The following is a 12459-nucleotide window of genomic DNA, read 5'->3' on the forward strand; positions in this document are numbered from 1 at the left end:
TAATTAATTTTTCACTACTTCATTTGCAATTTTTTCTGCTATACGAATACCATCCATAGCAGCACTCACAATTCCACCTGCATAACCTGCACCTTCACCACAGGGATACAATCCTGCAATTTGAATATGCTGTAAAGTTTCTGAATTTCGTGGAATGCGTACCGGAGATGAAGTTCGTGATTCTGTTGCAACAAGCACTGCTTCATTAGTAAAATATGCATTGCGTTTTTTCTGTATTTGTTTAAATGCCTGTCTTAAGTTTTCAGCAACAAATGCAGGTAACACTTGCGATAAATCATAACTTACAATTCCGGGTTGATACGAACAATCAGGTAAATTATTACTCACTTTATTTTCCACAAAATCCACCATGCGTTGTGCCGGCGCAGCCTGTGTACATCCTCCTGCTTTCCATGCTGCATGTTCCACAGATTTCTGAAATTGGAGACCTTGCATAGCACCAAATTTTTCATAAGCATTCATATCTTTCAAATCAATATTCACCACAAATCCTGAATTTGCAAATGGATTATTGCGCTTGCTCGGGCTCCATCCATTAGTAACTATTTCTTCTTGCGATGTAGCACACGGCGCAATTATTCCACCGGGACACATGCAAAATGAATATGCTGCTTTGCCATTTGTTTGTTCAGTAAAATTATAGGAGGCCGGAGGTAATAATGGATCACGAATTTCACAATGATATTGCATGCTGTCAATTATTTCCTGCGGATGTTCAATGCGCACACCTAATGCAAATGGTTTTGCTTCAATTACAATATTGTTAGAATGCAACAACTCAAAAATATCTCTTGCCGAATGTCCTGTTGCTAATATGAGCTGTTCTGTTTTTATTTTTTCTGTATGATTTATTTCTATGCCGGTAATTTTTCCAAATGCAAAATTTATATCTGTGCATTTGCTGTTAAAATGAATTTCGCCACCGGCATTTAAAATAAAATGGCGCATTGCTTCAATTATTTTCGGCAGCTTATTCGTTCCGATATGCGGATGTGCTTCAATTAAAATATCCGTTGATGCACCAAATTGAACAAAAGTGTTTAACACAGATTGCACATCACCTCTTTTATCAGAACGTGTATATAATTTTCCATCGCTGTAAGTGCCTGCGCCACCTTCACCAAAACAATAATTAGATTCAGGATTAACAATGCCTTCTTTATTTATTTTCGCAAGATCAAAACGACGTGACCGCACATCTTTTCCTCGTTCGTAAATAATAGGTTTCAATCCATTTTTAATCAGATGAATTGCAGCAAAAATTCCGGCAGGTCCACAACCAATGATAATAACTTGCTTTGCATTTTTTACAGAAGTATAATCAGGAATATTAAAATCAACTTGTGGTAAATTTTCATTTACATATATCTCAATTTTTAAATTTATTCTCACTTGCTTAGCTCTTGCATCTATAGATCTTTTTGTAATGCGGAAATTAAAATCATCTTGAATTTTAAATTGCTTTTGCAGAATATTTTTAATCACAAGTTCATCTGCTGCCTGTGCCGGAGTTACTACTATATCAATAATTTGCTTCATGGTGTTATCAAGCTTTTTATAGTTTGTAACAATACTGTTATTTCCTCTTCTGTATTAAACACATGCAGACAAATTCGCAATCGTTCTTTACCTGCCGGAACTGTAGGACTTAAAATCGGACGCACATCAAATCCGTTTTGAGATAATGATTGTGCCATCGCTTTCACATTTGAATTTCCGGAAATTACCAAACAATGAATTGCACTATCCGAAGGAATACATGGTAATTGCAAAGCATTTGTAGTAGTATTAAAATGTCGAATTAATAGTTGTAATTTTTTTACAAGTGATGAATGCAGATTTAAATAATTATAGGCTTCTTGCACTGCAACTAATTGCAACATATTCGGCGCAGTGGTATAAATAAATGGTTTACAAAAATTAATCAGATAATTGCGCAACACGGCATTTCCCAAAACAACAGCACCATTAAAACCAATTGCTTTTCCGAAGGTATGTACTCTTGCAAAAATTGCATTGTGCAGAATTAATGATTGCGCTAATCCTTCACCCTTCTCTCCTATTACACCTGTACCATGAGCTTCATCCAAAATAATATTTGCATTATATTTTTTTGCAAGAGCAACAATTTGAGGTAGAGGACACATATCGCCATCCATAGAAAATACAGATTCTGTAATAATAAATTTTTGATTTCCTTCCGCTTGTAATTGCTTTTCTAAAAGTTGTAAATCATTATGTGTAAACGAAACACTTTTTGCATTGCTCAATTGAATTCCTTCCCGCAATGATGCATGGCACAACGCATCGTAAACAATTAAATCTCCACGACGACAAACAGTAGAAATTAATCCCACATTTGCTTCATAACCTGAATTAAAAAATAATGCGCTTTCCGATTGATGAAAAATTGCAATTGCTTTTTCCACTTCTTCCACCAAAGCATTATTTCCTGTAAGCAATCGGGAACCACCGGAGCCGAATTGTTTTAAAGATTGCAATTGTTGCAAAATAAGTTGTTGAAGATTTGCATCCTGCGCAAAATCGAGATAATCATTTGAAGAAAAATCTATTCCCTTAATTTCGGTTTTTAATTCTCTTAAGGCATCATTTATCTTTCTCCTCAATAAATATTCTTCAAGGCGATCTATTAAACTTTGCATATCAAGGTTGAAATTAAATATTCAAGAGCAAAGTCAAATAATTTGAATTACTCCTTGCTCAATGTATATAATATGAACATTTGACAAAAGACTATGTTAAATGGTAATGAAAAACGAAAACCCAGTTTGTCTCACTCAGACTCCAATTTCTATTCTACACTAACCTTTTAAAAAAATACAATTACATTTATAGCCTATTTTCATTTTGACTACTAACAAATATACCGAAGAAGAATTAGTGGAAGCACTTCGCTCAAAATCCCGACAGGGTTATGAAGTATTATACAAATACTTTGCTCCTGTACTATTAGGATTAGCAAAAAAAATTACACGATCAGAAACTGCCGCTGAAGATATTCTCCAGGACTCCTTTATAAAGCTATGGGAAAAAGCAGATGAGTATAGTGCTGATAAAGGCAGACTGTTTACATGGTTCAGCAATATTGTAAAAAACAAATCCATTGACTACCTGCGTTCAAAACATGTAAAGTATAAAATCCAAAACCCGGATGATACCGTACATTATAATGAATTATTAAAAACAGAAATAGCTGTGGATCACATTGGATTAATAGAAGTAATAAATAAAATGAAGCCCGAACATAAGTTAGTGTTGGAAACAGTGTATTATGGATGCCGAACCCATGAAGAAGCTTCAGAAGAATTACAAATACCTTTAGGAACGGTTAAAACAAGAATACGATCGGCTATTATTCATTTGCGAGAATCTTTAAAAATAAAGCCTGGTGGATATTAATGCATATATAAACTCTGGTATCATAGAAAGCTATGTACTTGGTTTGCTGGATGCAGAAGCAAGCAACGAAGTAGAACAGCTTGCTTTACAGTATCCCGAAATCCGCAATGAAATAAATGAAATTCAACAGAGTTTAGAATCCTATTCTGAGGTTAATCGCATAGAACCGAGGAAAGAATTAATGGATGAAATCTGGAATAAAATGGAAACTACTGTTCCTACTATTAAACCTATTGTAATTACTCCGCCATCAACCACTATTGTAAAAAAGCTTATTTCAATTCAGCCTTATCTTGCCGCTGCAGTTTTATTATTATTACTCACCAGTTTTATTATGAATATTTATTTAAGTGGTCAATTAAAACATACCCGAAATCTAATTTCCGAATTAAATAGTACCAATCTAAGAATTGCAGAAAGATTAGAAACACAGAAAGCTTCTTTCGATGCAATGGAACAGCAATTTGCATTTGTAATAAGTCCCGACACACGCACTATCCGGTTAAATGGCTTACCTGCACATCAGGAAGCAGCCGCTTATATTTATTGGAATACTCAAAATGCAGAAGTATTTATTGCATCCGCAGGATTGCCAAAACTTTCTGCGAATTCTCAATATCAACTCTGGGCAATTGTGGATGGAACACCGGTGAGCGCAGGCCTGTTAGCAGACAATCAGGGTACATTACAAAAAATGGATTCCTTTAAAAATGTACAAGCCTTTGCAATTACTATTGAACCTAAAGGCGGCAGCAAAACACCAACTTTAGAATCTATGGTGGTTCTGGGTTCTGTTTAAAAAAAAATCTGCTCTACAAAAATCCAGACATACTTCTCTCTCGTATATCGTTGAAATAAACGATAAACTTCTATGATTTACTTCTCGCATTTTTCTACAAACAGTATTGTAACACTTTGCAATTCCAGTATTTTATTTCCATATCATATCGCATCGAAAAAAATGTGTTATGATTCAGAATTAATATTAGTGATTGCCTGATTTATTTTTCAATAAAATAAATCCAAATCAGAACTGACATCGTAAATCAATCATATTCATTAACAAAATCAAAAAAAACAAAATGAAAAATCTTATTAAAAAAACAAGTGTAATTGTATGTCTTTTTATGGCAACAACCACTTTTGCTCAAAACATGGACAACACCACAATGGTGGGCGGCGAGGCGATGTATCCTAAAAAGAATATTGTTGAAAATGCAGTAAATTCTAAAGATCATACAACATTAGTAGCAGCGGTAAAAGCGGCAGGTCTTGTAGAAACATTACAAAGTGCAGGACCATTTACGGTGTTTGCTCCAACAAATGATGCGTTTGAAAACTTACCTGCCGGAACAGTAGATAATCTTTTAAAGCCTGAAAATAAATCGAAGCTTGTAAGTGTATTAACCTACCATGTTATCAGTGGTACTTATACTTCTGCAGAATTGATGAAACTCATTAAGAAAAATAACGGGAAAGCAATGATTACAACTGTGAATGGTGAAGACCTTACATTTTCAATGAATGGAGATCGCAACATTATAGTAAGTGATGTATCAGGTAATATGGCAAACATTACGGTTTATGATGTAATGCAAAGCAATGGTGTTATCCAAGTTATTGATAAAGTATTATTACCTAAGTAATTGTTTAAAGTGTAATTGCCTAGTAAGTAGTGTTTGTGTTTACAAAAAGAAGGCTCGCCAATGGTGAGCCTTTTTTGTTTTATTCATATGATTAAAAACAATTGAAAGAAATGAATTGCGATATCAAAGTTTTACCAGTGTTTTATTTTCCCCGTTATATCGCACTAAATAAATTCCCGCATTCAAGGATTCTATATTGATAAAAGTTTCAGGTTGAGTTATTGAAAATTCTAAAATTAATTTCCCATCAATACTAAATATCTGTAAAGGAAAATCTGAAATAATATTTGTTTTTAAAGTGAAAAAATCAACCCCCGGATTTGGATAAATTGCAAATGCTGTTTGTGTTGGATCAGAAATATTTACTAACGTAATATCAGTGGAACAAGTAATTCCAGTGCTTGTATTGTAATATGTTCCGGAAGGTGTTTCTTCTAATTTCACCGCTTTCACCATGTAATAATTTATTCCATCCATCGGATTTAAATCAGTGTAAAATAAGTCTGAAACAGGTAATTCATTTAGCCGTGTGTAAATGCCAAATTCAGTATCACTGCGATAAATATTATAGCCGATTACAACATCATCGGATGGTTCAAAATTGATATCAATTGTATTTGGGATTTCTGATATAGCACAAGCAATATTATTTGCAGGCTTCACCACATGCATTCTTAAAGTAGGATCGCCCATTAAGGCAATATGAATATAATGCGGGAAATATCCTGTAGTATATGTGTAAGTATTATTTTGAGAAATACGTATTGAATTTCCGATTGTACCACCAATTGCCATTGCATGAAAGTTTAAATGAGGTCTGCCTGCCCATGCATTAGTAAGAATATTTCCACTTGCAAGTGCCGCTCTTAAAAAATTATCCTGCGTATCCCAATCACCAAAATAACTACCGAACAACAATGTAAAAATTCCATTAGGTGCATATGATGCAAAATCCGACGTACTTCCAATTCCACCTGCACCTTGATACCATCCACCACCACAACCAAGACTCCATAAATAATTAGCTGTATCCATCGTGCTGAAATAATCCATTTCAAAAATACTGTCGCTTCCAACCATCGGTGCAAAATTTCTCCATCCATTTGCTGCAAATGCTTCACCACCAAAAGCACCAAAATTATCATCAATCAATCCTCTTTGAACCGTTGCAATTTCACCCATTCGAAACGCATGATTTTTATCTAAATAATTTTTTATTAATTCTAATTCAGTCAATGGGAAAGTAGGAAGATTATACATATCCAATCTTCCAATTGCTAATTCAATTTTTGATTTTAAAATACTTTGATCATACTTTCCATCACCGGGCACATTCCAATTTTCTGTTCGTGATGCTATTGTAATATCCACTGTTTCATCTGTATAAATTGCATCTATATCACCATAAATTGCATCGGCAGGCCAGGCACCTTCATGGTCGGGATGACCATCAGGATATATATCACCGGAATATGGTACTGCAACATGACCGATAAGAAATACACTTTTCAATGTGCTGTCTGCCGCATAAGCATTACTTATTATTGTTCGGATATCTTCCACATTTTGAGCTACAGATACTTCCTGTTTTTCAACTGCCCATCCATCACCTGAAACGTCCTGCATCCATCGCAATACTTCTGTTTCTATACTTGATTTTCCGGTAGTATCAATTATCAATAAACATTTACCACGATAGTCTTGAGCTTGCAAATTAATTGCTGCAGTAATATATCCTTCACCTGTTATTCCGGAAGTTGTGTTGCGCACCACACGATATTCATAAACTACATTTTCAGTTACATCCATATCTGTAAACTCTGTTGCATCACCACTTAAAGATTCAATAGATGTTCCCCAAACTGAAGATTCAGGTGATTTTTTATACAGCATATATTCTGTTGCAGATAAATATTGTGGCCATTGTAATTGAATTGTAGGTGGTGAAGAATAAACATTTGCAGAAACCAAAACTGCATAATCTGAAGAGACCTGTGCAATGCATTTTGTAATAGCAATGGATAAAAGAATAACCCCGGTGATGTATTTCATTCTATAAAAATAAAAGAAAACCCGGTGAGAATTGTCGAATCGTTGAATTGTTGAATTGTTTAACTGTCGAATCGAAAAATGTAGAACTGTAGAACTGTAGAACTGTAAAACTGAAAAGTGTAGAACTGGAAAAAAAATAAAAAGTAAGAATGAATAATTAATAATGGGATGATTTAAATATCACTCACGCAGGTTCTCAAAGGCTAACCCACAAGGCAATGTTTTGAGGAACCTGCTGGAAAGGTGGGGGACATGGTGAGAAGAAAATCAGGTAAAATTTCGCCTTCTGAAAAAAGGTGAATCAATTATTAAATTAAAGGAAAACTATTATTTGGTTCTCCTTTAATTTAAAAATACAATCACTGAATTTTAATTAATGTTTCTGTTTGCGCAGGTCTACCTTCGGTTGTTACCTCAATTGTATAAACACCAGCAGATAGATCTGAAATATCAATATAGGTATAGGATTCTTCTGAAATCACATATTTAATTAAGCTCCCAAATAAATTATAAATTTTTATTTCCGATGTTTTAGGAGTATCTGATTCTTCTACTTGTTTAACGAAAAAATAATTATCAGCCGGATTAGGGAAGATTGAGAATTCGGAATTTAATTCACGGGTTCTTAATTCATTAAAGTGTATAGGAATTACAATATATCCCATTGAAACCGGAGGCATTTCTACGCAAAGCCCATTAGGCGCTCCTGCTGCAAATGCAGTTGGACAATTAACCATTGGAAAATAATTCTCTGTAGTTGTCAACTCAAAACGATTTTCTGCAAGCACGGCATCTTCACACAAATTGTAGGCATCATTTATTGCAAAAAGAGGATTTTTACCCGCAGTGGAATATAACTGGTCTGCAACAAAAATTTTTGAACTTACAGTTGGAGGGAACAATATGGCTTCATATAAAAGCGGATCTTCGAATATTTCAACTATAGAACCCGGATCTATTCCAAACCATTGTTTTTTATTAGTTACATTGGTATAATAAATATAAATTTTAGGATCTAAAGGATTATCATCTACAAAAACACTTGGTGCCAAATTATTATTTAATGAAGCCATAGTAGTTGTGGTTTTAAGATAATCCAAATCATTATCAATTATTGGTCGCCATAATTGAACAGCAAAATAAGTTGCCCTTCTCACAAAATATGGATATTCAGTTATTGATTCGCAATCAGTTATTTCATTAAGCAAAACCTGATCAGTTGTATCACTGTTGGTGCTTAACATTGTATTGCTGCCACCCAATGAATTTTGCAAAGTAGCTCTAGTTAAGAAATTTGAAGTATAAAAATTATTATAATTAACTTTTACATTCCACAAAAACCAGTTTTGCAACATAGCAGCGTGTGCAAATGTGTTCGAAGCACTTCCAGTAAAATTTGAAAATTGCTTCGCATTAGAACTTGCATAAGATCCGGAAGGTAATTTAACATCATCATTTAAATTATATTCTGTAAACTATACTTCTTTTGAATCTGGACCTTCATCATCATCTGTAAATAACATCTGTCCAGCATGTTCTTCAAATGAAATATCAATTCTATCACGGGTAAATTCTTTAAAATTACCTGGAACAAGATCATCCCCGGCATCTGGATAATGAATACCTGCAAGTTCAAAATATGTTTTTTCCAAACGTTCGTCAGTTAATGGCAAACTATATGTGTCATCTACATAATCCCAAGCACCATCGTCATATTGATAACCACTTGTTATAGGGGCGTCAGAAAGGTGGTCTGGGTCGAAATCCGGATGAAGCTGCAACATAATATCTCGCCAGTTGGAATTTTCATCACAGGAATTTGAAGAATTGGAAGTATTATAATATGGGTGAAAAATAATAGCATCAAATAAATATCGTGTAGGGTTAACTAATTTATCATCGTAGTGATCCACCATGTCAGCGTTCCAATCCGGGTAAAAACAATCACAATCCAAATCTTCGTATTCAGGATCAGGATCTGTAAGAATCGGGGTACTAAACATCATGGCATTGGCGGTATCATATTCTGTTTCCTCCGGTGCAAATAATGGAAAATCATAGGATCTTCCACAGTTGGGTGTATTCATTGCAGGCAGACCAATTTTTATTGAGAAAATCTGAATTGATGAATGACTTCTTATCGTATTAATAAAATCGTGATCGTTTTCAACATCGTCTGCCAATGCAAATTCCAATGCTTCCTGTTCATCGGTATCCGTATAATCATCCCCATTTATATATTTCCAATAATGATCAAAATCTGTAAAACCCATTGCAAGATTTGAAAACTGATTATATATTTCATTACCGAGTTCTACACCCACGAGATTAATTTCATTATCTAATAAATATTCAATTACTTCCAGCATTTCAGTGGCAGACATAGATTCTATATTCACACAATAAATAACTTCTACTTCGTGCCCGGGGTTTTCTGTTTCAATAAAATCCACCAGATCAATAAACTGGTTTATATACATGGGCTGTTCTTCTAATTCATCAAAATCAGTATCTGTAGGATCAAATGTAGGTTGAGCTATACTTTTACCATAGAATTCAAGCATTCTGGGAATTACGCCGTCGATTAACCAATTACAATCTCCAGGAAGTGCATCACATCCACCATCTAATTGAGTTTTAATAGCGGAAAAATTATATTCTCCAGACAGATAAGTAGGGGCAGGTGTAGAATTTGTCGCATCAAAATAACTGATCATCTCAGTCCAGTCGTATCCATAGCCACCATAAGTAACCATGTTTACAGGATCATAAGCCGGGCGGGTGGGGTGCATAAACTTAGCGGCGGCACCGCTGAATATCCGAAGGGTTTTTGGTGCAAGGTCTGCAACAGCCTGCCAGGGATCAGGTATGGCAGAGTAGTTAATATTATTATCATAATTAGCTTTATTCTCACCAAAAAAATCAGAGAGGTTTATTCCATATACCCCCTGGTTTACAGGTAAATGCTGGTGTGTGAGTTCTACTATCATTTGCTTATAAGGGTCGTTTATTACCCATAAAGTTTCCATAATGGAATCAGGAATGGCTTCTGCATAAGTTACATAAATACTGTCGAGTCCCGAAGTGTATATAGCTACCGTGTCGCCTGAAAAGTATGGCTCCACTTCTGTGGAATCAGACTCCACCTGAGCACTTACAATTATAGGTAAAGCACAGTTAAATAAAAGAGATAAGGTGAGGGAAATGCTTTTGCAGAGTTGATTTTTTTGAATGGGTAAATTTGTTTTCATAAATAATTATTTAGGTGAAAAAAATTAATTCTGATTATCAAATTTTCATTTCATAATAACGGGTAGAAACATTACTTTTAGTTTTGCACATTAAATGAAATAACATGAAATTCACTTTGATTTTTCTTCTGTTTAATGCACTTCTTATTCATATACATAATTTAACTGCACAAACCCCGGAAATACTCTGGCAACATACTTATGGGGGAAATGGAGATGATAGAGCACAAGATATTTTAGCTACAGATGACGGTGGGTATATTACTATAGGCTATTCACCTTCCACAGATGGTGATATAGATTATAATCATGGGCTTTATGATGTTTTAGTAATAAAAACAGATGGAGAAGGGGAAATTATATGGAGTAAAACCTATGGCGGTTCTGATTATGATTATGGAAATACAATCTGTAAAGGTATAGAAGGAGGTTATGTACTGGGATGCAGCGTACTTTCGGATGATGGAGATATTACATTTAACCATGGAGGTAGTGAATTATGGTTAGTTAAAATTAATGAGACAGGGGATATAGAATGGGAAAAGTGTTTTGGAGGATCTGAAGGAGAAGGTACATATAAAATAAAACAAACTACGGATGAGAATTACATTGTAGTCGGTGCCTCATCCAGTTCTGATGGTGATGTAACAGAAAATAAAGGAGGATATGATTATTGGATAATTAAAATAGATATAGATGGAGAAATAATCTGGCAAAAAACTTATGGCTCAAGTGAAGGAGATATTCCTAATGATATTCTACAAACTGCCGATAACGGTTTTATAGTTGCCGGTTATACATTGGGTTATGATGGTGATGTGAGTGAAAATAAAGGCATCAATGATTTTTGGATAATTAAGTTAGACAGCACAGGGATATTGGAATGGCAGAAAACGTATGGAGGCTCCAATGAAGATGAAGCCTATTCGATAGTTGAAAAACCGGAGGGTGGGTATATGTGTTTGGGAGTAAGCTATTCCAACAATGGGGACGTAAGCGGGTCACATGGATTTGACGATTACTGGCTTATTTCCTTAGATGAAAGTGGTGAACTAGAATGGCAGAAATGTTTTGGAGGAGAAAATGCTGAAGATGGAAGGTGCATAATATCTAATTATTTAGATGGTTATGTTTTAGTAGGAGTGTCAACTTCTGACGATGGAGATGTAACTGAGAATAAAGGACAAGGAGATTATTGGATTTTGCAAATAGATAGTACAGGAAATATAATCTGGCAAAAATCAATAGGCGGTTCCGGGCTTGAATTTGCACACAAAGTAATTCCAACTTTAGACAATAATATTGTTATTACCGGCTACTCCGGTTCCTCAGATTTTGATGTTACAGCTACCTATAGCACATATAATTTCTGGACTGTAAAACTCGGCATCTGCGAAGATGTGTTTTATGCAGATACGGATGGAGATGGATTTGGTGATGTTTTGTCTGATACTATAGCATGCGATATACCTGTAGGATTTGTAATTGATAGTACCGATTGTAATGATGCAGATAATATGATGAATCCTGCAGCAATAGATATTTGTAATGGTGTGGATGATAATTGTAATGGAACAATAGATGAAGACGCTGTATTTATTGCTTACTATATTGATGCTGATGGTGATGGGTTTGGTAATCCCGATACGGAAGAAATGTTTTGTTTTATTCCATCAGGATATGTAACCGACAATACAGACTGCGATGACACAAACGAAAATATTTATCCCGGTGCACCGGAAATATTAAATGGCATTGATGATAACTGTGATGGTGTAATTGATGAAGGTGTTGCGATTGAAACAATAGATGGAAGTAGTATTATTTTATTTCCAAATCCTGCAAATACTACCATACAATTACAACATAATGTAAACATCAAAAGCATTATCACCCGAAATAATATCGGAGAAACAGTGGAAGTGATTTTTGAAAATAACATTGCATCTATTTCGCATTTACCTGCCGGTATTTATTTTACAGAAATAATTGCAGAAGAAGGGACAGCCATTTTAAAGTGGTTGAAAGAGTAAAAAATCTCAATTTTAAAGTTGGATAAAATCAAGAAC

9 protein-coding genes are annotated in these 12459 nt (G+C 34.6%); 4 read left to right on the forward strand and 5 right to left on the reverse strand.

Annotated features, from left to right (window positions below; genetic code table 11):
- Nucleotides 1-3 precede the first annotated feature (3 nt).
- Together IPN31_13835 and IPN31_13840 are read right to left on the reverse strand one after the other, a co-directional pair.
- Nucleotides 4-1560: an FAD-dependent oxidoreductase gene (locus IPN31_13835; protein MBK8682955.1), complete on the reverse strand. Its 1557-nt coding sequence runs from the start codon at nucleotides 1558-1560 to the stop codon at nucleotides 4-6.
- On the reverse strand, nucleotides 1557-2684 hold the full coding sequence (locus IPN31_13840; GenBank protein ID MBK8682956.1) for a pyridoxal phosphate-dependent aminotransferase family protein: 1128 nt from the start codon (nucleotides 2682-2684) through the stop codon (nucleotides 1557-1559). Before IPN31_13840 ends, IPN31_13835 begins: the two co-directional genes overlap by 4 nt.
- Nucleotides 2685-2889: 205 nt before the next feature.
- Here IPN31_13840 and IPN31_13845 point away from each other — a divergent pair, with 205 nt between their 5' ends.
- The 3 genes from IPN31_13845 to IPN31_13855 all read left to right on the forward strand — a co-directional run bounded on the left by IPN31_13845 (nucleotide 2890) and on the right by IPN31_13855 (nucleotide 5087).
- Nucleotides 2890-3441, forward strand: coding sequence for an RNA polymerase sigma factor (locus IPN31_13845; GenBank protein MBK8682957.1), 552 nt, complete (start codon nucleotides 2890-2892; stop codon nucleotides 3439-3441).
- Nucleotides 3431-4240, forward strand: a complete 810-nt coding sequence (locus tag IPN31_13850) for an anti-sigma factor (GenBank protein ID MBK8682958.1) — start codon at nucleotides 3431-3433, stop codon at nucleotides 4238-4240. Before IPN31_13845 ends, IPN31_13850 begins: the two co-directional genes overlap by 11 nt.
- 283 nt (nucleotides 4241-4523) lie before the next feature.
- Nucleotides 4524-5087, forward strand: a complete 564-nt coding sequence (locus tag IPN31_13855; GenBank protein ID MBK8682959.1) for a fasciclin domain-containing protein — start codon at nucleotides 4524-4526, stop codon at nucleotides 5085-5087.
- A 123-nt stretch (nucleotides 5088-5210) separates the two neighbouring features.
- On the opposite strand, the gene IPN31_13860 is transcribed toward IPN31_13855, so the two are convergent.
- From IPN31_13860 to IPN31_13870, 3 genes are all read right to left on the reverse strand, one after another.
- Nucleotides 5211-7139 carry a T9SS type A sorting domain-containing protein gene (locus IPN31_13860; GenBank protein MBK8682960.1) on the reverse strand — a complete coding sequence of 643 codons (1929 nt, stop codon included), beginning with the start codon at nucleotides 7137-7139 and terminating at the stop codon, nucleotides 5211-5213.
- Between the two features lie 359 nt (nucleotides 7140-7498).
- On the reverse strand, nucleotides 7499-8413 hold the full coding sequence (locus IPN31_13865; GenBank protein ID MBK8682961.1) for a T9SS type A sorting domain-containing protein: 915 nt from the start codon (nucleotides 8411-8413) through the stop codon (nucleotides 7499-7501).
- A 201-nt stretch (nucleotides 8414-8614) separates the two neighbouring features.
- Nucleotides 8615-10390, reverse strand: coding sequence for a hypothetical protein (locus IPN31_13870; protein ID MBK8682962.1), 1776 nt, complete (start codon nucleotides 10388-10390; stop codon nucleotides 8615-8617).
- Nucleotides 10391-10494: 104 nt separating this feature from the next.
- On the opposite strand from IPN31_13870, the gene IPN31_13875 reads away from it, so the two are divergent.
- Complete coding sequence (locus IPN31_13875; GenBank protein ID MBK8682963.1) at nucleotides 10495-12423, forward strand: T9SS type A sorting domain-containing protein; 1929 nt, start codon at nucleotides 10495-10497, stop codon at nucleotides 12421-12423.
- Nucleotides 12424-12459 lie beyond the last annotated feature (36 nt).

The organism is Bacteroidota bacterium (assembly GCA_016715425.1).
Classification (GTDB): Bacteria; Bacteroidota; Bacteroidia; order Chitinophagales; family BACL12; genus JADKAC01.